Genomic DNA, 24719 nt, shown 5'->3' with positions numbered 1-24719 from the left:
GGCCGACCGACGGCCTCCCGTAAGGGCCCCGCGCCACGCGGGACGCCGGTCCCGGCCGCCCCGAAGCGCGGCATTTCGCCCCGTATTCTCTGGTTATGACCTGGTCGAGCGCGCTGAAGCAGACCGCCCGCTCCGGGCTGACCATCGAGCGGGCCGAGCTGACCCCCCGCATCGCGGTGCGCGGCACCGTCGGTGTCGCCCTCGTCATCGGACTCTGCCTGTGGCGCGGCGATCCGACCCTCGCCGTCTCCTCCGCCTTCGGCGCCTTCGCCGCGGGCACCGTCACCTTCCAGCGCAGCTGGCGCCCGCGCCCCGTCCTCGCGCTCGCCGTCGCCGGCGGCCTCGCCCTCTCCACCTTCCTCGGCTACCTCGCCGCCGCCCACCTCCTCGCCTTCCTGCTGCTGCTCGCCGGCTGGACCTTCCTCGCCGGGCTGGCCTGGGCGATCGGCCCGATCTCCGGCCTCGTCGGCACCCAGACCATCTCGATCATGCTGGTCACCGTCACCCTGCCGACCTCCGTGCTCGGCGCCCTCGAACACGCCGCGCTGATCGCCTTCGGCGGCCTCATCCAGGCCACGCTGATCATCGTCTTCCCGGTACGCCCCTGGGGCGTCCAGCGCGACGCCCTCGCGGACGCCCTCGCCGCCGAGGCCGACTACGCCCGGCGGCTGCGCCACGACCCCGTCGCCCCCTTCGACCCGCAGCCCCTCATGGACGCCCGGCTCGCCTCCGCGGTGACGCCCCGCCAGGCCAAACGGCGCCCCGTCCAGCTCCACGGCCCCCGCGGTATCGCCGAACAGATCCGGCCGGTCCTCGCCTCCCTCGCCGACCCCGTGGTCGGCACCCCCCTGGAAGGACCCGAACGCGACCGCACCCGCGACCTGCTGGGCGCCGCCGCCACCGTCCTGGACGCCGTCGCCCACGCCATCCGCCACGACCGCCCCGTACGGCTGACCCCGGAGACGATGGCCACCCTGGAGGTCCCGCCGTCCGGACCGCTGCTCAAGGGCGCCGCCCGCCGCTCCGCCTACCGCCTGATCGCCCTCCTCGCCGACGCCGTCGAGAGCAGCGACGAGCCCGTCGAGTCCACCCGCCCCACCACCGCCGAACAGGAACGCCATCTGCTGCGCCCCAGCGTCCCCCGGCTGATCCCGGCCGCACTGCGCTCCCTCCACCGCGAACTGCGCTGGTCCTCCCGCTTCCTGCGGCACGCCGTACGGCTCAGCGCCGTCGCCTCGGCCGGCTACCTCCTGGGCACCGTGCTGCCGTTCGGCCACGGCTACTGGGTGCCGCTCGCCTCCGTCGTGGTGATGCGCCCCGACTTCGGCCAGACCTACGCCCGCGGCGTCGCCCGCTTCTGCGGCACCCTCGTCGGCGTCACCATCGGCGGCGCCGTGATGGCGCTCTTCCACCCCGGCGTCTACGTCGACGCGGCGCTGGCCCTCTGCTGCGTCCTGCTGATGTACCTGCTCATGCGCACCGGCCACTCGGTCACCTCCGCCTGCGTCGCCGCGTACGTCGTCTTCCTCCTCGGCATCGCCGGCACCGGCTGGGAGCAGACCGTCCTGGAGCGCGTCGTCCTCACCGCCGTCGGCGGACTCCTCGCGATGGCCGCCTACGCCCTCTTCCCGACCTGGGAGACGCCCCGGCTCCGCCGCCGCCTCGCCGAATGGCTGGACGCCAACGGCCGCTACGCCCTCGCCGTCTTCGAACTCCACGCCCGCCCCGCCGAACGCCGCCCCCGCCAGGTCCGCGAAGCCCTGCTGGACTCCCGCGCCGCCCGCGCCGCCTGGGAGGAGTCCGAGGAGCGCGCCGAGAAGGAGCCGGTACGCCACCGCGGACTCTCCCGCACCTCGGCCGCCGCGGCGACCACCGCGCTCACCACCATGGGCCGGGTCGCGATGATCCTGGAGGCCCACCTCCCCAAGAAGGACGCCGAACCCTCCATCGGCGCCACCGCCTTCGCCTACGAGCTGCGCGAATCCCTGGAACGCGCCACCCGGGCCGTACGCGACCGCGAGGAGCTGGACTGGAGCGAACTGCGCGCCGTGTGGGAGCGGTGGGACGCGGAGGACGAGAGCCAGGGCGTCGCCCTGCGCGGCGCCGACCTCCTCCTCGACGCTCTCGACGACCTCGCCCACGCCCTCTCCCGCGGCCCCGGCGGCCGCAACCGCGCCGCCCGGGGCAGGCTCGGCAGCAGCAGCCGGTGACGGCGGACCGCTTCCGTGCGGCTCCCCCCGGGGGCGCCGGCGTGGAACCGGCCCGCCCGGGGAAACGGTAGGGAGACCGCCCCGCCCCGGGCGCCGACCCCTCCGGAACCTGTCCGCGGGCCCGCCCGTTTCCCCACCGCAGGAACCGATCCGCGACCCCAGTACTCTTGATAATTGCCCGAAAATGACGCCATTGGTACGCCCTTGGTGCCTCTGGGCCGCGATGCCCGAGGACCCGCCCGCCGGGTCCTGTCATCCAGTGTGAGAAAGAGCGACGAACTCCCCATGGCGCCCAGCACCTCGTCCGGTACGTACGACATAGGCATCGACCTCGGTACCGCCAACACCCTGGTCCACGCACGCGGCAAGGGGGTCGTGCTCAACGAACCGTCCGTCGTCGCCGTCAACGCCGCGGGCGACGTCATCGCCGTCGGCGCCGAGGCCAAGCGCACCATCGGCCGCACCCCGTCCGGGATCACCGCGCTGCGCCCGCTCCGCGAGGGCGTCATCGCCGACTTCCACGCCGCCGAACAGATGCTGCGCGCCCTGATGAAGAAGGCGCTGCCCACCCGCCGTTTCTCCAAGCCGCGCGTGGTCATCTGCGTCCCGTCCGGGATCACCGGCGTCGAGCGGCGCGCCGTCATCGACTCCGCCCGTGGCGCGGGCGCCCGTGAGGTGCACCTCATCGAGGAGCCCATGGCCGCCGCGATCGGCGCCGGGCTGCCGGTCGCCGAACCGGTCGGCTGCATGGTCGTCGACATCGGCGGCGGCACCACCGAGGTCGCGGTCCTCTCCCTGGGCGGCCTGGTCACCGCCCAGTCCGTACGCGTCGCCGGGGACGCGCTGGACGCCGCGATCATGACCTACGTCAAGAAGAAGCACGCCCTGGCCATCGGGGAGCGCACCGCCGAGGACATCAAGATCGCGATCGGTTCGGCGGCCTGGACCCCCGTCGTCGAGGACGAGGACGGCACCCCGGACCGCCCCACCACGTACACCGTCCGCGGCCGCGACCACGTCGGCGGGCTGCCGCGCGTCCAGGAGGTCACCGAGGAGGAGATCCGCGAGGCCCTCGCCGAGCCGGTCGACGCGATCGTCCGCGCCGTCCACCGCACCCTGGACGAGTGCCCGCCGGAGCTCTCCGGCGACATCGTCGAGCGCGGTATCGCCCTGACCGGCGGCGGCGCCCTGCTGCGCGGCCTCGACCAGCGGCTGCGCCAGGAGCTGGGGGTGCCGGTGACCGTCGCCGACCAGCCGCTGGACTGCGTCGTCAACGGCACCGCGAAGTGCGTCGACGAATTCGCCACCCTCAAGGGCCTGCTCTCCGACGCCAAGCAGTCGCCCCGGCGCGCGGTCCGCCTCTAGTACGCACCCCGCCACGGCCCACCCCGGGCGCCGGTCCACGGCGCCCGGGACACCCGCCGCTCCCGCTGTCTCCGCGCCGCCCCACGCCGGACGACGGCCCGGGACCGCCGCCGCCCTCCCGGGTGCCTACATCCCCACGGGTGAACTCTCCGCCGCCCGGGGTGACCCCCGTCTCGCCCCCGTCCGCTACGAACGGCGGATGCGGCCCTACGCCACCCGGTGGCGGAGGGGCGGACACCAGGTCGGAGAGTTCCTGGCGCCCCGCACCCGCGAGGCGATCGACGCCCGCCACGCTCCGTTGAACACACCACTGGCATGTGCCGCCGCACCCGGCGAGGGGCGTCGGCCTCCGAGGGGATCGCACGGCCGGACCACTCCCGCCAGACTGCCGAAAACCCGTCCGATGACACGACTCACCCCGAATTCGAAAGGGTGCTGACGGAGTGTCGAATGTGAAGGGGAGGTTCGATTTCCGCTTGTTCAGGGCGTAGTGACCTGGCGTCAGACTGCGATCAAACCCGGTTATGCTACTTCCGGTCCGCCGCCCCCCTGGAAGCGTTGCACGGTAACCACCGTGGCAGCGCTGTCCGTTGTGTCGCGGATTCGGCAAGTCGTCCCGATCTTTCAATGTTTGAGGGTTTTGAGGGTGCAGATGGTTCGAGAAGGATCGTCACCCGGGGGGTCACGTCCCGTCTCGGTTCTTGCGTGGGCCGTGCCCGCCGCGGTGACGGCCGTGGCCGGAGTCATCGCCGCGGTGACGGTCCCCTCCCAGGCGAGTACACCGGTCGCCTGGGTCGGGGTGATCGCCACTGTGGCGGTCGCACTGGTCACGGCCGAGCTGGCCCGACGGGCCAGGGTGATCGCCGGGTTGCGGCAACGCGACCGTGAGTACCGCACGGCCCTGTCCCGCCAGGAGTCGGAGACCATCCGCCTGGCCAAGGACCTGCTGCCCGAGATGGTCAACCGGCTCAGCCGCGGCGAGTTCCCCGAAGACGTCTTCAACGCCATGGGGGAGCGCCTCGCCAAGCACGCCAAGGAGGCGGAGCTCACCCCCGAGTTCCACGGCGCCCACCAGGCCGTTCTGCGGTCCGTCATGGAAGCCGTCGTCGCGGAGGAGGACCTCCGTGACGCCGCCCAGCGCGCGTTCGTCAACATCGCCCGGCGCGTCCAGGCGATCGTCCACCAGCAGGCCCAGGAACTCCGCGAGATGGAGGACCGCCACGGCCACGTCCCCGAGGTCTTCGGCGACCTGCTCCAGCTGGACCACGGCACCGCCCTGATCGGCCGCCTCGCCGACTCCATCGCCGTGCTCGGTGGCGCCCGCCCCGGCCGTCAGTGGAGCCGCGCGGTCCCGCTCTACAGCGTGCTCCGCGGCGCCATGTCCCGGATCCTCGACTACCAGCGCGTCGAACTGCACTCGGTCTCCGAGGTCGCCGTCGTCGGCCCCGCCGTCGAACCGCTCATCCACGCCCTCGCCGAGCTGCTGGACAACGCCACCCGCTACTCCCCGCCCCAGACCCGGGTGCACCTGACCGCCGTCGAGGTGCAGTCCGGTATCGCGGTGGAGATCGAGGACGGCGGTGTCAGCATGAGCGAGGAGGCGCGCAAGCGCGCCGAACGGATGCTGGAGCAGGCCCAGAAGGGCATCGACGTCAACGACCTCGGCGAGACCCCGCGCCTCGGCCTCGCCGTCGTCGGCCGCCTCGCGCAGGTCTACAACTTCCAGGTGTCGCTGCGCACCTCCGCCTACGGCGGTGTCCGCGCGGTGCTGATCGTCCCGCAGGACCTGATCACCACCGCCCCCGCCACCGGCCGGGCCCACGGCATCGGCGCCTCCTCGGGCCCGCTGACCGCCCGCCCGGAGCGTCCCGCCGGGGCCTCCCGCCCCGCCGCCGCTCCCGCGGCCGCCCCCGTGGCGGCGGCGCCCCCCGCCGCACCCGCAGCGGTCAACGGCGGATACCCCGGCGACACCATGGACGACATCCCCGTGGTGACGGAGCGGACCGCCACCGGACTTCCCCAGCGACGGCGCAAGGCCCGGGCGACCGCCCCCATGGCGCCCCCGGCCGCCCCCGCCCCCACCCCGGCGCCGGCCCCCGCTGTTCCCGCCCCCACCCCCGCCCCGGACAAGGCACCGCCGGTGCAGCCCGGTATGTGGCTGGCGGCGTTCCAGAGCGGCCTGTCCGGCGAGAGCCAGACACCCGCGCCCACCGGTGCCTCCGGTGAGGCCGGTGCAGCCCGTGAGAGTGACGAGTCCTCGGAAAAGAGTGAGTAGCCATGATTCAGCACCGGCCCAACATGGACTGGATGCTCAAGGACCTCGCGGAGAGCGTGCCGCAGACCCGTCACGTCATCGTGCTGTCGTCGGACGGCCTGCGGATGGCGCAGCACGGCACCGACACCGACACCGCGGACCGGCTGGCGGCCGCCTGCGCCGGGCTGCAGAGCCTGGCCGGAGCGGTTTCCTCGGAGTTCCCCCGCAGCGACGGCCGGATGCGTATGGTCGTGATCGAACTGGACGGTGGGTTCTTCTACCTGATGGCAGCAGGTGCCGGAGCATACCTCGCGGTGCTGGCCGATGAGGACGTGGACGCCGGCTTGATCGGTGCGCGGATGCGGGATCTCGTGGCCCGTATCGGCGAGCACTTGAGCAGCCCACCGCGCCACAACGGACAGGTCGTATGAGCGGGGTCGTCGAACGTGTTGAGGACATGCGGCGTCCCTGCCGAGGGGGAAGAGGGTCTCCGGAGTGAGCGATGCGGACGAGGGCTGGGAGGACGAGAACCCGGAGAGGCTTTATGTGATCACCGGTGGGCGCAGCGGATCCTCCGGAAAGTCGGCCTCCCTCGACCTGGTCACGCTGATCGTGTCCAAGAACAGCCCCAAACCGGGCATGCAGCCCGAGCACGCCACGATCATGCGGCTGTGCCATTCCCCGCTGTCCGTGGCGGAGCTCTCCGCCTACATGCGTCTGCCGGTCAGCGTGCTCACCGTTCTGCTCGGTGACCTGCTGGCGGACAGCCGCGTCGTCGCACGGGCACCCGTACCCCCCGCTCAACTTCCCGACCGTGCCCTTATTGAGGCGGTGATCCATGGACTTCAAAAGCTCTGAGACGCTTGTCGAGCACCCTGCCGAGGGCCCACGGACCGAGGACGAACTGCCGGACAGCGCGGCAGCGGCGGTCAAGGTCGTGATCGTCGGCGGGTTCGGCGTCGGCAAGACCACGCTCGTCGGATCCGTCAGCGAAATCCGTCCGCTGACGACCGAGGAGACGATGACCCAGGCCGGTGTCGGCGTCGACGACACCATCGGGGTGGAACGCAAGACCTCCACCACCGTGGCGATGGACTTCGGCCGGATCAGTCTCAACGACGAACTCGTCCTCTATCTCTTCGGAACCCCCGGACAGCAGCGCTTCTGGTTCCTGTGGAACGGCCTGTTCGACGGTGCCCTCGGCGCCGTCGTGCTGATCGACACCCGCCGGCTGGAGGTCAGCTTCGACGTCATCGGGCGGCTGGAGGAGCGCGGCGTCCCCTTCGTCGTCGCCATCAACTCCTTCCCGGACGCACCGGCGCACCCGGTCGAGGAGGTCCGCGCCGCCCTCGACCTGCCGGCCGATGTGCCGATAGTCGACTGCGACGCCCGGCTGCGCCCGTCAAGCCGCGACGTACTGATGACGTTGATGCGGTATCTGCATTCCCTCGCCGTGGCGTGAGCCGGCGAGGAGCCAAGGAGCCACTGTGAGCACTTCCCCCACCCCGCCCCCGGGCTGCCCGGCCCACGGCGTCGGCCCGGAGGGCCTGCGCCGGCTGTACGGTCCGGAGGCCGAGGCCGATCCGATGGGGCTGTACGAGAAGCTGCGCGCCGAACACGGTCAGGTCGCGCCGGTTCTGCTGCAAGGCGACCTCCCGGCGTGGCTGGTGCTGGGGCACCGCGAGAATCTGGACGTGGCCCGTACCCCGTCCCGTTTCTCGCGGGACTCACGCCGCTGGCGCGACATGCGGGAGGGCCGGGTCGGCCCGGACCACCCGCTGACCCCGGTCGCCGCCTGGCAGCCGGTGTGCAACTTCGTCGACGGCGCCGACCACGAGCGGCTGCGGGCCGCGGTCACCGACTCCATCAACCGCTTCGACCGCCGCGGCATCCGCCGCTACGTCACCCGCTTCGCCAACCAGCTGATCGACGAGTTCGCCGGTGCCGGTCAGGCCGATCTGGTCAGCCGGTTCGCCGAGCATCTGCCGATGCTGGTGATGACGCAGCTCCTCGGTATGCCGGAGTCGTACGGCCCCCGGCTGGTCGAGGCCGCCCGCGACATGATCAAGGGCACCGAGACCGCTGTCGCCAGCAACGAGTTCGTCATGCAGACGCTGCAGCAGCTCGTGGAGCGCAAGCGGGCCACCCCCGGCCACGACTTCACCACCTGGCTGCTGGAGCACCGCTCCGCGCTCACCGACGACGAGGCCGTCCAGCACCTCCGCGTGGTGCTGATCGCCGCGTTCGAGACGACGGCCAACCTCATCGCCAACACCGTGCTGATGGTCGTCACCGACCGCCGGTTCCGCGCCAGTCTCTCCGGCGGTCACATGACCCTGCCGGACGCGCTGGAGCAGGTGCTCTGGGACGAGCCGCCGTTCACCACCATCCTCGGACGGTGGGCCACCGGCGACACGGAACTGGGCGGTCAGCGCATCAAGGAGGGCGACATGCTGCTCCTGGGGCTGGCGGCGGGCAATGTCGACCCGGAGATCCGGCCCGACCTCACACAGCCGGTGCACGGCAACCGCTCGCACCTCGCGTTCAGCGGCGGACCGCACGAATGCCCAGGTCAGGATGTGGGCCGCGCCATCGCCGACACGGGTATCGACACCCTGCTCGCCCGACTGCCCGACCTTCAGCTGGCCGTCGCCGAGCACGACATCCCGTACCGGTCGTCGCTGATGTCCCGTCATATGATCGAGCTGCCGGTGAAGTTCACGCCGAAGCCGAGCACGCCGGCGCAGACCGCCGGCTCGGAGCTGCCCGCGCCGCGCCGTTCGGAGCCGCTGCCCGAGGCGGCCGGTCCGCGGCCGCCGGTCGCGGTGCCCACGGCGGAGACGACGCGCCGTACGAGCAGTTGGTGGCGCCGCTGGTTCAGCGGCCACTGAGTGCCGCGGCCCTGCCGACGTACGACCACGCGTCGCGGGCAGGGGCATGAACGGACCGGCGGTACGGATGTGCCGCCGGTTCCGCCGTTGGTGGGGGTGTCCCGGTGGGGGCGGGACACCACGCTCAGGGAGCGTCGGGGGACGTCAGCTGGTCCCACCACCAGGCGATGGCCGGGAGGGCCGGTGCGTCCGTCGCGGGGTCGCTGGGCGTGTCCCGGTAGGTGATGTGGAACGACGAGCCCGGCACCGGCAGCGGATTGCGGTTGCGGGGGCTGGCGAAGCGCGGGGCGTTGTTCTGCCAGACGATGCATCCGGCGATGTAGTCGCCCACCGTGTCCAGATAACGCCGCATCATCGGGTCGCCGTCGGCGGCGAGTTGGTCCCGCAGCCGGAGGTAGAGCGTCATCGTCCGGTCGCGCAGTCCGACCGCCTCGGGCAGCGCCTCGGCGGGGGTGCAGCCCCGCTCGTGGGCGATGACGTTGATGAGGTTCTGCTCGGGGATCTCCAGATGGTCCTCCTTGGCGTAGGAGAACAGGTCGTTGTCGGTGCCGACGAGGAAGCCCGCGGCGTCGGTGAGGGCCTGGACCGCCGGGGAACACAGCACGTCGGGCGGGAGATCGACGCCGTTCGCCACCTCGCCCCAGGTGAGCGAGAAGCGGGTGCCGTTGATCGAGACGGCCATGGCGGCGAAGTCGTTGAGGCTCGGCATGACGCCGCGTTCGGCGTTGGCGGTCTGCCAGGAGGAGGCGAACAGCCAGTCCCGGATGCCGTCGATGAACCGCCGCAGCTGCCAGGGGCTCAGGACGGCGCGGGTGCGCCGCACCAGGTCGTGCAGGGCGTCGGTGTACGGGCTGGGCGGCATCATCGCCGAGCCGGGGTACTCCAGGGCGCGCAGCAGCCGGATGCTGGTGTCGACGACCTTGCCGGTCGCGGTGGCGTTGCTGCCGGAGTCGAGCCAGTCGTCGACGGCGTGGGCCCAGTAGTTCCACATCATGAAGACGAGCAGGGGCTCCGGCTCGCCGTGCGGAATGATCCGGCAGCTGAACTCCGCGCTGTGGGTGGCCAGTCCCCAGGCGCGCTCGGTGGCGTCGGGGTAGAGGCCGTAGCTGTCGATCCACTCCAGGGCGCGCCGCTCCAGCTCCGGGTGGCGCGGATGGATGTCGCCGGTGAGCGTGATCGGGCAGTAGAACGGCGGGAGTTGCCAGCCGATGGGGGAGGGGCGGGACCGGTCGCCGCCGGGGGTGGTGCGGACGTCGGAGGTGACGGTCATGGTCAGTTGCCTCCCAGGCGGAAGAGCAGCAGGCGGGTCTCGACCGCGTGGTCACGCCAGATGCGGAACAGCTTGCCGTGGGTGCGCTCCGACTCCAGCAGCCGGTCGCGGGCGATGGGGGAGGGCACGCCGGTGCGGTCCATCGTCTCCACCTCCGCGGTGCTCCAGGCCATCGACTGCATCCAGAACTCCGCGACGCGGTCGGTGATGTCCTCGTCCTGCTCCAGCTCCAGACCGGCCGCGTGCGCGGCGTTGATGTACTCGGTGAGGGTGCCCAGGCGGGTCTTGTAGTAGTCGTCGATGAACTCGGTCCACTCCGGGCGGCACAGGAAGTGCTCCTGGATGCCGAACCAGCCACCGGGCTTGAGGGCCTTGGCCACGACGGAGAAGAGCCGCTCACGGTCCATGTAGCCGGAGCTCTCGATGGCGACGGCGCCGTCGTAGCGGTTCTCGTCGGTCAGGTCGTGGATGTCGCCGAGGACCGGGGTGATCCGGTCGGCGACGTCGGCCTGGCGGGCGAGGTCGGCGATGACCGGTATGTGTTCGCCGGTGACGGTGATGCCGGTGACCTGCGCACCGAACTTCTGCGCCCAGTAGATCGAGCCGCCGCCGACGCCGCAGCCGATGTCGAGGAGGTGTCCGTGCGGGTTGCGCGGTACGTCCCAGAGCTCGGCGGCGTGATCGAGCACGGCCTCCTGCGATTCGACGATGCGCCGCCGCAGAACGCGCTGCGCGACCGTCGTGTTGGGCTGTGAACCTTCGTCAAATATCCCCATATGAAAGTGGACGCGGGGGCCGGGGCCGTATTTGTGCAGGATGTCCCTGGTCTTGCGCGTGTAATAGAGGGGAACTTGCTTCTCGTCGAACCCGGACTGGCCGGGGACCGCCGCGTCGATGACGAGGTTGTTGTCCATGTTTCAACTCCGATGGGCAGACAGTCCGGTGCGCCGGTAGCATCCGGCGCCCCGGTCGGGGGGTGGGCCGGAACCAGACACTCCGGGCCCACACGATCTGCCCGAGAGTGATCGTTCGCAATCCGGGTTCGGCCTCCACGTGATCAGAGTCATATGCAAACAAGCCAAAAATAAGCACTTTTGGGCGCGTCGAATGCCGCCAACATGACGTTCGTCCAGTAGACGCGACGTCAGAACACCTACGGACGAAGCGATTGGACGCGGTGTCAGTCGCAAACGGTGTGAACAGCGGGGCGCCAGGGGTGCGGTCTCGGCCGGAGGGAGTTCCGGACCCGGGCCCCTCCCGGCAGGATGTGCAGGACAAGCGCGGCGCCCGGTGGCCCACCACTACGGTGGACGGCGGGCGGGAGACGGATCGGCACGGCCGCCCGGCAGTGGTACCGGACGGCGTACAGGGGGAGTGACGGCATGCTGGATCCCACGTCGATGGCGGCGGTTTCGTCCCTGCTGTCCACCATGGCGATGTCCATGGCGACAGAAGCGGGCAAACGTGGCTGGGAATCGCTCGGCGCACTCGCCCGCCGGGTCGCCGGACGCGAGGTGCCCGCACCGGTCGGCGCCGAGGAGCGCGGCGAGTTGGCGGCGGTGCTGGCCGGCGCCGCCGCCCGCGACCCCGAATACGCCCGCGCCCTCGGTGTCCTCTTCCGCACCGCCCCCGCCCCCGCGAGCGCCACGGCCGTCCCGCGCCAGCTCCCGGCCACCGCCCGCTTCTTCACCGACCGCCGCCGGCCCCTCAAACAGCTCGACAAGGAAGCCGGACGCAAGGCCGACGGCCTGCCCCGCGTCGCCGTCGTGTACGGGCCCGGCGGCATCGGCACCAGCGCCGTCCCCATCCACTGGGGAAGCCGCAACGCCCACCGCTTCCCGGACGGCCAGCTCTACCTCGACCTGCGCGGCGGCGCGGGCGCCGGTCTCGACGCCCCCGCCGTGCTCCGCCACTTCCTGCGCAAGTTGGGCGTCGCCGACGCGGACGTACCGCCCGCGGCCGAGGACCGCATCGACCTCTACCGCACCCTCGTCGCCGACCGCAGACTGCTCGTCGTCCTCGACCACGCCCGGTCCGCCGCCCAGGTCGGCCCCCTGCTGACCGGCGCCCCCGGCGTCTTCACCATCGTCGTCGCGCGCCGCCCGCCGGCCGGACTCGACGCCGTACCCGTCCCGGTCGGGCCGCTCGCCGCCAAGGACGCGCGGGCCCTCCTCCGCCGGCTCACCGGACTGCGGTGGCGCGGTGACGACGAGGCCGTGCTCCAGGCCGTCCTCGACCGGTGCGGCGGCTCCCCGTACGCCCTGCGCACCGCCGCCACCTCCCTGACCCTGCCGCAGGACCCCGCTCCGGACGGCACCACTCCGCCCGCCCGGGAGCCCGTCGCACCGGACCCCGACCCGGTACGCGCCGCCGCCGACACCGCCTACCGCGCGCTCTCCGCGGACGCCGCCCGGCTCCACCGCCTGCTGGCACTGCACCCCTGGCCCGCCATCGGCCCCGACCAGGCGGCGGCCACCGCGGAGATCACCCGGGCCGAGGCCGAACGCCTCCTGGGCGAGCTGGTCACCCGCGGACTCCTGGAGACCCGCGACGGCGTGCGGTTCCACCAGCGCCCCCTCGTCCGGCAGCACGCCGAAGCGCTCGCCGCCCGGGAGGACCGGCCCGCCGGCTGCTCCGCCGCCGTCTCGCGCACGGTGAGCTGGGCCCTGCGCCTGGCGGTGCCCGCCGACCGCGCCGCCCTCCCGGAGCGCTGGCACCTCGGCCCGCTCTACGACCTGCTGCCGCCCGGCCCGTACGACGGCCCCCGGGCGGCGCTGGCGACCCTGGACTGCGAACTCCCGACGCTGGTGGCCGCCGTGCTGGCGGCCGAGGCGTACGGCGATCACCACAGCGTCTGGCAGCTGTGCGAGGCCCTGTGGGCGGTGCAGCTCAAGGCCGGGCGCCACGAGCAGGTCCTGCCGGCGTTGCGGGCGGGCGTCCGCGCCGCCCGCGCCCTGGCGTCCGAGGCCGACCCGGCCCCGGTGTCCGAGGCGTCCGGCGCACCGGTCCGGGTGCGGGCCCGGATGCACACCCAGCTCGCGCTGGCCCTGACGGAGTTGGGCGCCGACCACTTCGCCGAGGCCGAGGAGGAGCTGCGGGAGGCGGCCCGGGCGTCGCAGTCGGCGGGGCACCGCCTCGGGCAGGCCACCGCGGTGGAGACGCTGGGCCTGCTGCGGCTGCGGCAGTGGCGGTACGCCGAGGCGCTGGACCTCTTCGAGGAGGCCGACGCCGTCCTCGTCACGGTCCCGGACGGCGGCGAGGGCAGCCGCGACGTCCCCCGCGCCCGCGCCCTGCTCCGCCGCCACCGGGGCCGGGCCCTGCGCGGTCTGGGCCGTTGCGACGACGCCACGCGGTGGCTGGAGCAGGCGCTGGAGTTCTTCCGCGCCCACGACCCGTACAACACCGCCCGCACCCTCACCGATCTCGCGGAGACCCGCAGCGAGGCCGGGCAGCCGCGGGAGGCGCTGGCCCACTTCGAGGAGGCCGCCGAGCTGCTGGCGGAGGGCGGCGCGGGGTACCACCTGATCCGCCTGCGGGAGCTGCGCGAGGCCGTCGCGCGGGACGCGGAGTAGGGCGGCGGGTCAGCCTGCCGTACCCGCGCCGTCGTCCGCCGGGGCGACCGTCACCCGGTGGCGGGCCCGGGCGGTCCGTACCGTCAGCCCGTTGGCGATCAGGCTCCGCGGCGCCGTGCCCGCGGCCAGGCAGGCGAACAGCGCCGAGGCATGGGCGGCGGGGTCGGCCGCCGACGCGTCGGCGGTGAGGGTGAACGTACCGGCGGTCCGGCTGCGGACGGTGCAGGTGCCCGGAGCGCTGACGTAGACGGCGAGGGCGCACTGCGGGTGGCGGGCGAGCACCTCGGCGCACCACGCCGCGGGCGGTCCCAGCCGCGGATCGTCGGCCGCGCCGTCCCGGAAGATCACATCCGCCGTGGCCACCGCCGCCCGGTCCGCGGTGTCCTCGTGCGCCGCCAGATGCTCCTGTACGGGCGCGTCCGTCGGCTCCTCGGGCTCGTCGGGTTCCTCCGGTTCGTACGACGGTTCCGCGTAGCGGCGCAGCGCCACCTCGTACGGGCCGAGGAGGCGGGTCAGGACGCGGAGCGAGGTGGTGTGGCGCGGCGGCGTGTGGTCGGGCAGCGGCAGCGGGTCGAGGAGGGCGGGGGAGTCGGGTTCGGGGATGCCGATGAGGCCGTGGAAGAGGGCGCGCAGCAGCGTGGCCGACTCGCCGGGGACGGAGGTGGTGAGTGCGGCGGGTCCGGGGTGCGGCCGGTAGTCGCCGAGGGCGGACTCCAGCTGCGGGCGCAGCGGCCGGAGCGGATCGAGGCGGGGCGCGGTGCGGACGAAGTCGGCGACGGGCGAGGCGGGATCGAGCCCGTCGAGCGGGGCGGCGCCGAGGAGGACGGGGGTGCCGAGGGCGGCGGCGTAGTACGTGACCGAACCGTGGTCGCCGATGACCAGGTCGGCGGCGAGGAGCGCCTGACGCCATTCGGTCAGCGGATCGAGCAGCGCCAGCCCGCCACGGCGCGCCCGCTCCAGCCAGGCCCGTACCTGCCCCGGGCCGTGACCGTGCCAGATGTTGGGGTGGAGGACGGCGGCGAGCCGGTAGTCGTCGGCGGGAAGCTCGCCGGTCAGCCGGGGGAGGAGGGAGGGCAGCAGATCGTCACCGCCGTCACCGAAGAGCGAGGCGGGATTCCAGGTCGAGTTGAGCACGACCAGCCGCTGCCCGGCCCGCAGCCCGAGGGCCCGGCGGAAACGCTCGCGGTAGGGGCGGGCGTCCAGCAGCCGGTCGAAGCAGGGGTCCCCGGCGACCACCGCGGTGTGCGCGGCGGCCGGACACGCCTCCCGCAACCGCGTGAGCTGCTCGGGATGGGAGAGCACCATGGCATCCGCGACCGGCTCCCCGTCGACGAGCAGCCACGCCTCCGACATCCCGAACACCGGGTCCGGCGTCCGGCGTCCGGCGTCCGGCGTCCGGCGTCCGGCGTCCGGCGTCCGGCGTCCGGCGTCCGGCGTCCGGCGTCCGGCGTCGCCAGCGTCTTATTGTAGCCAACCCCATGCGACAAAACGGCCAACTTGCCGCAAATCTCATGGAGTTGGCCGCCGAAGCTGGCGGAGACGGCGAGGTCCACCCGCGTCCGCAGCGCCTGCGCCCAGGGCAGTACCGGCACCCCGACCTCGTCCAGCAGCTCCGGCACCCCGGCCTGGAAGGGGGACGAGCCGGTGCAGGTGGCCAGCAACTGGATACGCCAGTCACGGAGCAGCGGCAGCACATCGAGCAGCCGCGTCGCGGAGGTCACGTTGTGCACCACGAGCAACACCCGCCGCACCGACCCCCGGGTGTCCCACCGACCTGCCTCGGCGCCGACCGGTACGCGTATCCACGCGTCGTTCACTGGTCCCCCTCCGTCGCCCTACGGCCGCCCGCACGGGGCGCCGGCTCGCGCCGTCCACCCCGGCCCGCCGGGTCCGGCGCAAGGGTTCATGATCTCATCGGGGGCGCATTGCGGGGTGGGGGTCTCGCGGCGGCCGGCGTTCGACCTCGGTGAATCGACCGATGAGCATCTCCGGTTGTGGATGCTGTGCCCTGCCGCCCGTAGCTGACCGTCCTGTGATCGCCGCTCCGCGTACGAGGGGCTGGACGTGGGGGCAGGTGGGTCGGCATCGCGACGGGCGCAGTGGTTGGCAGCCTGGCTCCGTAGAGGCGGCGATCCGCTTGTCGCGCGCTTGCGGCACCCTGATGGCGAGGTCCCCGTCGGGTCCGACCCGGCGCGCGGCGCCCGTTCGCGCGTCGTGCATCAGAGTGGCGGGAAGCGGGCTGCCACGTCGGCTGTTCCCGCATCCGCGCTTCGATGGGGGTCGTGGTCGTGGTCGGGGCCGGGGGAAGGAGGGCTCCTCTGATCCGGTCGTCTCGACGCATGCGCCGGCGACGGAGGCATTACCGTAAAATTGTGATGCGGGTCACATTATCGCAATGGGCTTCTTCGAGTCCTCGACCGAGGGTGTCGCCGGCGCTGCTTGGCGTCACGGCCGGGTTCGGCCGACAGGTTCAGGGTGCGGTAGCGGCGTCAAGGTGGCGGTGGGCGGCGGTCACGGGGCGATCGCGGCGGCCTTTGACCGGAGTGTTCTCATGCTTACCAAGCTCATGAACTACTACCGCCCCTTGGCCGCGACGGAACCGTCGGCGCGGGGCCCTGCCCCGGCGAGATCCTCCGCCGCCGATGCTGGGCTGTTGTTGATCAGGTTGGCGGTGGGGCTGCTGATGGCCGGGCACGGCTCTCAGAAGCTGTTCGGAATTTTCGGCGGCGCCGGCCTGACGGCGACCGGAAAGGGGTTCGCCACCCTCGGCTACCAGCCCGGTAAGCTCTTCGCCGTGATCGGGGGCCTCTCCGAATTCCTCGGTGGCCTGGGCCTGGCCCTCGGGCTGCTCACCCCGCTCGCGTCCGCCGCCCTCATCGGCGTCATGATCAACGCCATGGTCACCGTCACCGGGGCCCACGGTCTCTGGGAGACGGACGGCGGAGTGGAGTACAACGTGGCCATCGCCGTGGTCGCCCTCGGCATCGCCGCCATCGGCCCCGGCCGCCTGGCGGTGGACCGCTTCTTCCGGTGGGGTACGGGAGGTTGGCCCCAGGCTGCGGTTGCCCTCGGCCTGGGAGGTGTCGGCGCCGCCATCGCTTTGGTTCTGTGAACCTCGCATCCGCCGGCTGATGAGTGCGGGGCGGGGAGGCGTTCGCCGTCCGGCACGTCCGGTGCCCTGGCCTTCTGTATCCAGCAAAAAGACCCTCCCGAAGGAGGGTCTGAGGTATGGCGCCCCCGGCAGGACTCGAACCTGCGGCCAAGCGCTTAGAAGGCGCCTGCTCTATCCGCTGAGCTACGGGGGCCGGTGGTGGACGTGGATCACGGACCGCGGACAAGGATAGGGGTCCGGGTGCCTCGTCCCGGTTGCTTCACCTCCGTGGCACGTTGTGGAGATTCCGTGAAGCGGTCCCGATAATCGCAGGCGGGTACGAATCCTGCATCGGTTTTGGCCACTCCGGCGTCGGCTGTTGTGCAGTCGTTATGCCTGCGGGCCGCTCGCCTCGATCGTCTCACGCGCGACTCGTACCGTTCTGTGGTGGTTTTTATGGCGCGCACACAGGTGTATACGCTTCAAAAACCCAACCAAATTGGGCATTCTGCACATGTGGCGACCTTGGACGTACGACCCCGACTCATCGACGCCCTGTCCGTACTGCGCGACCGCGTCGACGCCGCACGCTTCCCGCTGCCCCTGAGAGGCGCCGCCCGCGCCCGCCGCAGCAGGGACGAACTGCTCGCCCAGCTCGACGACTACGTCATGCCGCGGCTCCGTGCACCCCATGCCCCGCTCCTCGCCGTCATCGGCGGCTCCACCGGCGCCGGAAAATCGACCCTCGTCAACTCCCTCGTCGGCCGGCGCGTCTCCGAGGCCGGCGTCCTGCGTCCCACCACCCGCACCCCCGTCCTCGTCTGCCACCCCGACGACCTGCACTGGTTCGCCGGGCGCCGCGTCCTGCCCCACCTCGCCCGCCTCTGGGTCCCCGAACAGGAAGGTCCCGGGCCCGTCACCCGCGAACCCCGGCGCACCGCGACGCGCGCCACACCCCCGTACCCCACCTACGGGGCAAGCGGAACGCACCACACCGGCGACACCCCCCTGAGCGACGGCACCGCACCCGGACGGCACGACCTCCCGCACACCACCCGCGACGAATCCGCCGTCCCCACCCTCCGCCTGGAGACCGACCCCGCCCTCCCCGCCGGACTCGCCCTCCTCGACGCACCCGACATCGACTCCCTCGTCGCCCGCAACCGCGAACTCGCCGCCGAACTCATCTGCGCCGCCGACATCTGGGTCCTCGTCACCACCGCCGCCCGCTACGCCGACGCCGTCCCCTGGCACCTCCTCCGTACCGCCAAGGAGTACGACGTCACCCTCGTCACCGTCCTCGACCGGGTACCGCACCAGATCGCCACGGACATCTCCGCCCGCTACGCCGTCCTCCTCCAGCGCGCCGGACTCGGCCACGTCCCCCGCTTCACCATCCCCGAACTCCCCGAATCCGCAGGCGGCGGCAGCGGACTGCTGCCCGCCACCGCCGTCGCCGCCCTCCGCGACTGGCTCGCCCGCCACGCCCAGGACCCGCCCGCCCGCACCGCCGCGGCCAACCGCACCACCACCGGGGTCATCGCCTCCCTCCGCAGCCGCCTGCCCGCCCTCGCCGGCGCCGCCGCCGCCCAGCACGCCGCCGCACTGCGCCTCGCCGCCCGCGTCGAGGAGACGTACGGCGAAGCCGCCACCCGCGTACGGCGCGAGATCGCCGCGGGCGAGGTGCTCTCCGGCGACGCCCGCGCCCACTGGCGCGACCACGCCCTCGGCGGCCGCCCCGACGACCTCCTCGACGCCCTCACCCACGGCCTCACCGCCCTCCTCACCTGCGCCGTCGAACGCGCCGACGAACGCACCGCCGACGCCTGGCACCGCGACCCGGCCGCCGCCGACCTCGCACCGACCGCCGCCACCGGCACCACCGGCACCTCCGACCGCCTCGGCGTCGCCGTCCGCCGCTGGCGCCGCTGCCTGGAAGAACTCGCCGAGGAGGAGATCCGCGAGGCCCGCGGCGGCCGCGCCGCCCAACGCCCCGGCTCCGTCACCCCCGACGAACCCACCGCCCTGCTGGCCACCGCCCTCCTCGGCGGCGACCGCGCCCGCGCCGCCGCCGAACGCCTCGCCACCCTCCTCGGCGCACAGAGCACCCTCCGCCTCCACGACCGCGGCACCCGCCTCCTCACCGCCCACCTGGACCGCGCCCTCACCGCCGAACGCCAACGCCGCCTCGCTCCCCTCGAACGGCTCGCCGTCCCACCCGACCAGCAGGCCGAACTCATCGCCGCACTGTCCGTACTGCAGAGGGAGAAGGTGACCGGATGAACGGGGCGAGCGGACCCGGCGACGTTCCCGACGGGCCGGGCCCGGCGGCCGCACGCCCCGCACCGTGCGGGGCGTGCGGCCGCACCGGTGTGTGCCCCGCCTGCCGGGCCCACGGCGAACACGCCGACGAGCCCCCGGCCCCCGGAGCTGACGCGACACCGCCCCCGGGACCGGCCCCCGACGGGCCCGGTGCGGAGCACGGCACCGAAGAACCCGAGGACCACCCGGCCTGGGCGGCGGGCACCATGGTCTGCACCGACGGCCGCCTCGTCACCGGCGCCGCGGCTTGGGACGACGGCCTCATCGCCCGCCGCGCCCCCGCCGCCGCACCCCGCGACCCCGCCCGCCGCCGACGCCGCCTCCCCACCCCCTGGACCACCGGAACCGGCCCCCGTACCCCGGACGACACCGACCGCCCGCCACTCCCCGAAGGCGGCCGCATCGGCCCGCAGTGGGACGGCGGACCCGCCGGCCCCCCGGGCCCCGCACTGGCCGGACCCGCACCCCGCGACACCCACCGGCACCCCGGACACGCCCCCTACGAGGACGCCCCGTACGGCTGGGCACTCCCCGACACCGGACGCCCCGACCCCGGCGACGCCCTCCAGGCCCGCCTCGACGCGCTGCGCCAGATGATCGAGCTCTCCCGCACCCGCCTGGACCGTACGACGCTCGACGAGGCAGGACAGGTCCTCGACGCCGCCGACGAACGCCGTCGGCTGTCCACCCGGCACACCGTCGTCGCCATCGCCGGCTCCACCGGGAGCGGCAAATCCTCCCTCTTCAACGCCCTGGCCGGGGCGCCCCGCTCCCGGGCCGGAGCCCAGCGGCCCACCACCGGCGAACCCGTCGCCTGCGTCTGGAGCGGCGGCCGCCCCGGCGCCGAGGGCCTCCTCCACCGGCTCGGCGTGCCCCCGCACCGCCGCCACACCCCCGCCCGCGACGCCACCGGACTCGACGGACTCGTCCTCCTCGACCTGCCCGACCACGACTCCGCACAGACCGGCCACCGCGAACAGGTCGACCGGCTCCTCGCCCTCGTCGACGCCGTCATCTGGGTCGTCGACCCCGAGAAATACGCCGACGCGATCCTGCACGAGCGCTACCTCCGCCCGCACGCCGGATACGCCGAGGTCACCTTCGTCGTCCTCAACCAGATCGACCGGCTGCCCGGCGACGCCGCCGACCAGGTCGTCGACGACCTGCGGCGGCTGCTCGACGACGACGGCATGGCGCTCGGCGAACACGGCGAACCGGGCGCCACCGTCCTCGCCCTCTCCGCCGCCACCGGCACCGGCGTCGGCGAACTGCGCGACGCCCTCGCCCGGTTCGTCGCCGACCACGGCGCCGCCGACCGCCGCCTCGCCGCCGACGTCGACGCCGCCGCCACCCGCCTGCGCCCCGCCTACACCACCCAGGGCCGCGTGACGCTCACCGCACAGGCCCGCCGCACCTTCGACGACCGGCTCGCCGACGCCGTCGGCGCCGCAGCGACCGGCCGCACCGCCGAACACGACTGGCTCCGCCACGCCGAACGCGCCTGCGCCACCCCTTGGACCCGCCTCCACCACCGGCGCACCCGCCCCACCACCGACACCCCCCGCCCCACCGACGACCGCGCCGCCGCCCGTCCCGTCGTCGAACAGGCGGTACGCAACCTCGTCGGCGAGGCGTCCCGCGGACTGCCCGCACCGTGGGCGCAGGCCGTGCGGGACGCCGCCGGGCGGGGCGCCGAAGAGCTGCCCGCGGCGCTGGACAAGGTCGCCGCGGACGCCGAGGCGGCGCTGCGGCCCGGTCCCGACCGGCCCAGATGGTGGACGGTGGCCGCCGGCCTCCAGGGACTGATGTGCGTCCTGCAGCTCCTCGGCACGGTGTGGCTGCTGGTGACGCTCACCGGGCCCGCGGACGTCACCGGATGGCCGGCGGCGCTGGCCGTGGCGACCCTCGGCGTACTGGGCGCCCCCACGCTGACCTGGGCATGCGCGGCCGCGGCCCGGGCCCCGGCCCGACGCCACGGCGAGGAGACGGAGCGCCGCCTGCGCGATGCGGCGGCCCACTGCGGCAGGGCCCATGTCCTCGAACCGGTCGCCGCGGAACTACTGCGGTACCAGGAGGTCCGGGAGCAGTACGCGGTGGCTTCGGGGGGTTGAGAGGGGCGGCCGCTCAACTTGCTGCTGGTGGTGGCAGGTTGGCCGTAGGGGTGGGTTTGCCGGGTGAGGTTTTCTCAGCGATCTTCTGATGGGCTGTTTCGGTCGCCGGCGATGCGGGCCGTGGCGAGGCCGGTGAGGATCTGATCCACGGTCTCGTCGGGCGTCTGGTCCGACGTGTCCAGCCAGAGCCCGAGGAGCGGGGTCTCCGCGCGGAGGACGTCATCAAGGGTGTCGACCGTCCAGGGGCCGCCATAGCCGTTCTTGGGGCGCTCGGTTTCACGCGCCGCGACCGTTCCGCGCGTCGGGGCGAGGACGACCAGGTACAGAGGCCGGGTCGTCACGTTGCCGAGGTAGGCATCGAGGTGTTCGCCGAGGACGACGTCCTGGACGACGACGGTCCATCCCGCCTGTGCGTACAGGTCCGCGACCGCGGCGGATGCCTGGTAGCGCAGCCGCAACTGCGCCGTCGCCTCAGCGGTTGGCTGCGGCGTGAACTCCTCGCGGCCGGACACGATCATCCGCCGGAACCCGTCGCCCCGCAGATGCACGGCGCGCGGGAGCCGCTCGGCCAGCAGCTGGGCAACGGTGGACTTCCCGGATGCCATGACCCCCGTGACGAGCACGACCGCTGAACCAAGTTCCTGCACTGCTGGCCTCCCATATGGTGCGCCCTGGTCAGAACGCCAGAACGGCTGTGAAGGCCCTGGCGGGACGGGTCTCACCACAGGATCAGGTCCGTAATCGCGGGCTTCACGTTGGTGACCCAGGCTGCCACGTTCGAACCTCATCAGTCGTTGGTTCTGGCTGGTGCCCGCTTTCGTCGTCCTCTCCGGCCGGTGTGTCTTCGGCCGTGAATTCACCGTTCGGGTGGCCGAGTTGTCCACAAGGTGATGTGCCGTCCACAGCCCTGAGCGGGGTCTGGCGGATGCGCGCAGCATGAGAACCGTCCACCGCAGGAGCGGCGGTTCGCGGAGTGCGGGCGCCGGATGCCTCGGCGGACGTGCGGCGGGTGTGGAAGGGATGCCCGCGGACGAGGACGAGCGGATGAAGACGAGGAGCGGGCGCCGGGTGACGGCGGCCCGATGAGGGGGATGCGATGAACGACACGATGGTCACGCTGGTGGGGAACGCCGCCACGGCGGTGGAGCACCGGACGACGCCAACGGGCGTGCCGGTGGTGCGGTTCCGGCTGGCGGCGACGCCCCGGCGCTGGGACCGGGCGCGCGAGCGGTGGATGGACGGCGACACCAGTTTCTTCACCGTCAAGGCGTGGCGCGCGCTCGCCGACCACGTCGCGGCGTCCGTGACGGTGGGCGAACCGCTGCTGGTGCAGGGCAGGTTGCGCGTACGGGAGGGCGAACAGTCCGCGGACCGCGGCGGTCAGCGCTGGCTCGCGGCGGAGGTCGAGGCCGTCGCCATCGGCCACGACCTCAGCCGGGGAACGGCGGCGTTCCGCAGGGCATCGCCCCGGCCACGGACGGAGCTGCAACCGGGCGGAGGCAGCGGACAGGGCGCCGAGTTGGGACCTGACTGGTCCACGGGGGCAGGAACGGGGGCGTGGGGGAAGGCGGATTCGACGCCGGCAGCGACGTCGTCGCCGGCAGTGCCTGCGGCGGACGGGGGCGCGGGCGGCGGGAGCGGGGGCGCGGCCGAAGTGGCTGCACGGGCCGGGGACGGCGCGGCGCCGGGCGCGGTTGCGGCGGAGAAGGAAGCCCTGGAGGGGGTCGGGGCGGGGTGAGGTGGGGGGAGGGGGACCCGCTCCCCAGCGCCGATTTATCGATAAACCCAGCCCCCACGTTCCCCTCTCGATAACGATTGCGATTCGGATCGCTTGCAGGGGTGTGATCCTGGGGACCGGCTTGCGGCTTCTCCCTAGGATCCGACGAGTACTCACGGGGGCTGATCTGTTCAGCTGTTGAGTTGTCTGGGATCTTTCCGGCGAGGCTTCTCCCCACTCGACCGCCTCGCCCAGAGGGGAAATTCATGCTTTCGAGGAAGAGGCGGGGCGCAGCCCGCCTTGCCGCCGCGGTCCTGGCTTCGGGCCTGGTCGCGGCGGGTGCGATAGCCACGGCGGGGCCCGCCGTGGCGGACGAGACGGTCGCGGGGCACGGTGGTGCCACGGCCACGCTCGGTGGTTTGAAGGTCTACGACCAGGCGATCGTGCACGGTGAGGGTGGGGACCAGCCCCTCGGCGCGGGCCTGTTCGAGATGTCCGTGGACAACGGTGGCACGCTGCAGACGTACTGCATCGACGTGCACAACCCGACGCAGCAGCAGGCGAAGTACCAGGAAGTGCCCTGGAGCGCTTCGTCGCTGCACAACAACGCGGACGCCGGCAAGATCCGCTGGATCCTGCAGAACTCGTACCCGCAGGTGAACGACCTGGCGGCGCTGGCGCAGAAGGCCGGTGCGCAGGGGCTGACGGAGAAGACCGCGGCGGCCGGTACGCAGGTCGCGATCTGGCGGTTCTCCGACCACGTCAAGGTGGACGCGGTGAACCCGGCGGCCGAGAAGCTCGCCGACTACCTGGAGCGCAGCGCGCGCAACCTCTCGGAGCCGAAGGCGTCGCTGACGCTGGACCCGCCGGCGGTCTCCGGTAAGTCGGGCAGCCGTCTCGGCCCGGTGACGGTGCACACCAACGCGGACAGCGTCGCGGTGTCCCCGGCCGCGGATCTGCCGTCGGGCGTGAAGATCGTCGGCAAGGACGGCAAGCCCGTCACCGGCGCCGCCGACGGTTCCCAGCTCTTCTTCGACGTGCCCAAGGGCGCGGAGGACGGCAGCACCTCGCTGACCGTGCAGGCCGCGACGAAGGTGCCGGTCGGCCGGGCCTTCACCGGTATCGGTGAGCACGCGAAGAGCCAGACGCAGATCCTGGCCGGCTCCAGCGAGTCGACGGTGTCGGCGGCGGCGACCGCGTCGTGGAAGAAGCAGGGTGCCGTCCCCGCGGTGACCGCGCAGAAGAACTGCTCGAAGGGCGGGGTGGACGTCACCACCACCAACAGCGGTGACGAGGCGTTCCCCTTCTCGCTGTCCGGCAAGGACTACGAGGTCGGTCCCGGTGAGTCGAAGACCGTGACGGTGCCGGTCGGCGAGGACCAGCCGTACAAGATCACGGTGAAGGGTGCGGGCGGCTTCGAGAAGTCGTTCTCGGGCGTGCTGGACTGCAAGACCGCCGGTTCCGGTGGCGGCAAGCCCACCCCGCAGCCGAGCCCCGCGTCGGTGGGCGGCACCAACGGTGGCAGCACCACCGGCGGCGGTGACCTCGCCGAGACCGGTTCCAGCAACGCCACCCCGGTGATCGCCGGCGTCGCGGTCGTGCTGGTGCTGATCGGCGGCGGCGCGGTGTTCTTCCTCCGTAGGAAGAAGACCGCGTAACACCTCCTCCTGAGTGACGGCGGGCGGCACCCCTGGGACGGGGGGCCGCCCGCCGCCGTATGTGCGGACGGCCGCGGGCTCCGGGGCGGACGGCCGGGAGCCGCCGGACCACGGGCCACGGGTACGGGCGGCCGGGCGGCAGGCCCGCGCTCCCCGTCGGCCGGGCTGCTCCCGGACGTGTCCTGGTTCACCTGATCCGCACCCGCCGCGCGGGCCCTCCGCCGGGCTGCTCCGCGGGCCCCGTCCCCGCCCGTTCCG

17 protein-coding genes and 1 tRNA gene are annotated in these 24719 nt (G+C 73.0%); 13 read left to right on the top strand and 5 right to left on the bottom strand.

Annotated features, from left to right (window positions below):
• Nucleotides 1–95: 95 nt before the first annotated feature.
• The 7 genes from ACZ4U4_RS17490 (at nt 96) to ACZ4U4_RS17460 (ending at nt 8720) form a co-directional block, all read left to right on the top strand.
• Complete coding sequence (locus ACZ4U4_RS17490; protein ID WP_467874676.1) at nt 96–2210, top strand: FUSC family protein; 2115 nt, start codon at nt 96–98, stop codon at nt 2208–2210.
• Between the two features lie 285 nt (nt 2211–2495).
• A complete protein-coding gene (gene mreB / locus ACZ4U4_RS17485) occupies nt 2496–3575 on the top strand; it encodes a rod shape-determining protein MreB (protein ID WP_467874674.1) in 1080 nt (359 codons plus the stop codon).
• A gap of 652 nt (nt 3576–4227) precedes the next feature.
• Nucleotides 4228–5850, top strand: coding sequence for a sensor histidine kinase (locus tag ACZ4U4_RS17480; RefSeq protein ID WP_467875201.1), 1623 nt, complete (start codon nt 4228–4230; stop codon nt 5848–5850).
• 2 nt (nt 5851–5852) lie between these two features.
• Nucleotides 5853–6260, top strand: a complete 408-nt coding sequence (locus tag ACZ4U4_RS17475) for a roadblock/LC7 domain-containing protein (RefSeq protein WP_030284070.1) — start codon at nt 5853–5855, stop codon at nt 6258–6260.
• A gap of 64 nt (nt 6261–6324) precedes the next feature.
• Nucleotides 6325–6687 (top strand): DUF742 domain-containing protein, encoded by a 363-nt coding sequence (locus tag ACZ4U4_RS17470; RefSeq protein WP_345084374.1) that lies wholly within the window; start codon nt 6325–6327, stop codon nt 6685–6687.
• On the top strand, nt 6668–7291 hold the full coding sequence (locus ACZ4U4_RS17465) for a GTP-binding protein (protein ID WP_391643864.1): 624 nt from the start codon (nt 6668–6670) through the stop codon (nt 7289–7291). The genes ACZ4U4_RS17470 and ACZ4U4_RS17465 overlap by 20 nt, the downstream gene beginning before the upstream one ends.
• 25 nt (nt 7292–7316) lie before the next feature.
• The gene (locus ACZ4U4_RS17460; protein ID WP_467874670.1) at nt 7317–8720 is read left to right on the top strand and encodes a cytochrome P450; all 1404 of its coding nucleotides are present in this window, start codon (nt 7317–7319) and stop codon (nt 8718–8720) included.
• A 124-nt stretch (nt 8721–8844) separates the two neighbouring features.
• On the opposite strand, the gene ACZ4U4_RS17455 is transcribed toward ACZ4U4_RS17460, so the two are convergent.
• Together ACZ4U4_RS17455 and ACZ4U4_RS17450 are read right to left on the bottom strand one after the other, a co-directional pair.
• Nucleotides 8845–9990 (bottom strand): terpene synthase family protein, encoded by a 1146-nt coding sequence (locus ACZ4U4_RS17455; RefSeq protein WP_467874669.1) that lies wholly within the window; start codon nt 9988–9990, stop codon nt 8845–8847.
• A 2-nt stretch (nt 9991–9992) separates the two neighbouring features.
• Nucleotides 9993–10904, bottom strand: coding sequence for an SAM-dependent methyltransferase (locus ACZ4U4_RS17450; protein WP_467874667.1), 912 nt, complete (start codon nt 10902–10904; stop codon nt 9993–9995).
• A gap of 468 nt (nt 10905–11372) precedes the next feature.
• Here ACZ4U4_RS17450 and ACZ4U4_RS17445 point away from each other — a divergent pair, with 468 nt between their 5' ends.
• Entirely contained in the window at nt 11373–13562 is a 2190-nt protein-coding gene (locus ACZ4U4_RS17445) for a tetratricopeptide repeat protein (RefSeq protein ID WP_467874666.1), read from the top strand.
• Nucleotides 13563–13571: 9 nt separating this feature from the next.
• On the opposite strand, the gene ACZ4U4_RS17440 is transcribed toward ACZ4U4_RS17445, so the two are convergent.
• On the bottom strand, nt 13572–14915 hold the full coding sequence (locus tag ACZ4U4_RS17440) for a hypothetical protein (RefSeq protein ID WP_467875199.1): 1344 nt from the start codon (nt 14913–14915) through the stop codon (nt 13572–13574).
• A 1198-nt stretch (nt 14916–16113) separates the two neighbouring features.
• Here ACZ4U4_RS17440 and ACZ4U4_RS17435 point away from each other — a divergent pair.
• The gene (locus ACZ4U4_RS17435) at nt 16114–16674 is read left to right on the top strand and encodes a DoxX family protein (protein ID WP_467874664.1); all 561 of its coding nucleotides are present in this window, start codon (nt 16114–16116) and stop codon (nt 16672–16674) included.
• A 117-nt stretch (nt 16675–16791) separates the two neighbouring features.
• Here ACZ4U4_RS17435 and ACZ4U4_RS17430 read toward each other — a convergent pair.
• Nucleotides 16792–16867, bottom strand: a tRNA-Arg gene (locus ACZ4U4_RS17430).
• Between the two features lie 302 nt (nt 16868–17169).
• Between ACZ4U4_RS17430 and ACZ4U4_RS17425 the strand changes: the two genes are divergently transcribed.
• The gene (locus tag ACZ4U4_RS17425; protein WP_467874663.1) at nt 17170–18936 is read left to right on the top strand and encodes a dynamin family protein; all 1767 of its coding nucleotides are present in this window, start codon (nt 17170–17172) and stop codon (nt 18934–18936) included.
• Nucleotides 18933–21086: a GTPase gene (locus tag ACZ4U4_RS17420; RefSeq protein ID WP_467874661.1), complete on the top strand. Its 2154-nt coding sequence runs from the start codon at nt 18933–18935 to the stop codon at nt 21084–21086. The genes ACZ4U4_RS17425 and ACZ4U4_RS17420 overlap by 4 nt, the downstream gene beginning before the upstream one ends.
• Before the next feature lie 74 nt (nt 21087–21160).
• Here the strand turns inward: ACZ4U4_RS17420 and ACZ4U4_RS17415 are convergent, their stop codons facing one another.
• The gene (locus ACZ4U4_RS17415) at nt 21161–21733 is read right to left on the bottom strand and encodes an AAA family ATPase (RefSeq protein ID WP_467874659.1); all 573 of its coding nucleotides are present in this window, start codon (nt 21731–21733) and stop codon (nt 21161–21163) included.
• Between the two features lie 449 nt (nt 21734–22182).
• Here ACZ4U4_RS17415 and ACZ4U4_RS17410 point away from each other — a divergent pair, with 449 nt between their 5' ends.
• Both ACZ4U4_RS17410 and ACZ4U4_RS17405 read left to right on the top strand, forming a co-directional pair.
• Complete coding sequence (locus ACZ4U4_RS17410; protein WP_467874657.1) at nt 22183–22824, top strand: single-stranded DNA-binding protein; 642 nt, start codon at nt 22183–22185, stop codon at nt 22822–22824.
• Between the two features lie 245 nt (nt 22825–23069).
• Complete coding sequence (locus ACZ4U4_RS17405; protein ID WP_467874654.1) at nt 23070–24461, top strand: Cys-Gln thioester bond-forming surface protein; 1392 nt, start codon at nt 23070–23072, stop codon at nt 24459–24461.
• Nucleotides 24462–24719: the final 258 nt, after the last annotated feature.

The organism is Streptomyces sp. NPDC029159, assembly GCF_055564055.1.
The sequence above is the reverse complement of the archived record's forward strand: the minus strand, read 5'-3'. Positions and strand labels throughout refer to the sequence as shown.

Coding starts and splice junctions, on each gene's coding strand:
- ACZ4U4_RS17490 (WP_467874676.1), top strand. CDS start 96: ATGACCTGGTCGAGCGCGCTGAAGCAGACCGCCCGCTCCGGGCTGACC.
- mreB (WP_467874674.1), top strand. CDS start 2,496: ATGGCGCCCAGCACCTCGTCCGGTACGTACGACATAGGCATCGACCTC.
- ACZ4U4_RS17480 (WP_467875201.1), top strand. CDS start 4,228: ATGGTTCGAGAAGGATCGTCACCCGGGGGGTCACGTCCCGTCTCGGTT.
- ACZ4U4_RS17475 (WP_030284070.1), top strand. CDS start 5,853: ATGATTCAGCACCGGCCCAACATGGACTGGATGCTCAAGGACCTCGCG.
- ACZ4U4_RS17465 (WP_391643864.1), top strand. CDS start 6,668: ATGGACTTCAAAAGCTCTGAGACGCTTGTCGAGCACCCTGCCGAGGGC.
- ACZ4U4_RS17455 (WP_467874669.1), bottom strand. CDS start 9,990: ATGACCGTCACCTCCGACGTCCGCACCACCCCCGGCGGCGACCGGTCC.
- ACZ4U4_RS17450 (WP_467874667.1), bottom strand. CDS start 10,904: ATGGACAACAACCTCGTCATCGACGCGGCGGTCCCCGGCCAGTCCGGG.
- ACZ4U4_RS17445 (WP_467874666.1), top strand. CDS start 11,373: ATGCTGGATCCCACGTCGATGGCGGCGGTTTCGTCCCTGCTGTCCACC.
- ACZ4U4_RS17440 (WP_467875199.1), bottom strand. CDS start 14,915: ATGTCGGAGGCGTGGCTGCTCGTCGACGGGGAGCCGGTCGCGGATGCC.
- ACZ4U4_RS17435 (WP_467874664.1), top strand. CDS start 16,114: ATGCTTACCAAGCTCATGAACTACTACCGCCCCTTGGCCGCGACGGAA.
- ACZ4U4_RS17420 (WP_467874661.1), top strand. CDS start 18,933: ATGAACGGGGCGAGCGGACCCGGCGACGTTCCCGACGGGCCGGGCCCG.
- ACZ4U4_RS17410 (WP_467874657.1), top strand. CDS start 22,183: ATGAACGACACGATGGTCACGCTGGTGGGGAACGCCGCCACGGCGGTG.
- ACZ4U4_RS17405 (WP_467874654.1), top strand. CDS start 23,070: ATGCTTTCGAGGAAGAGGCGGGGCGCAGCCCGCCTTGCCGCCGCGGTC.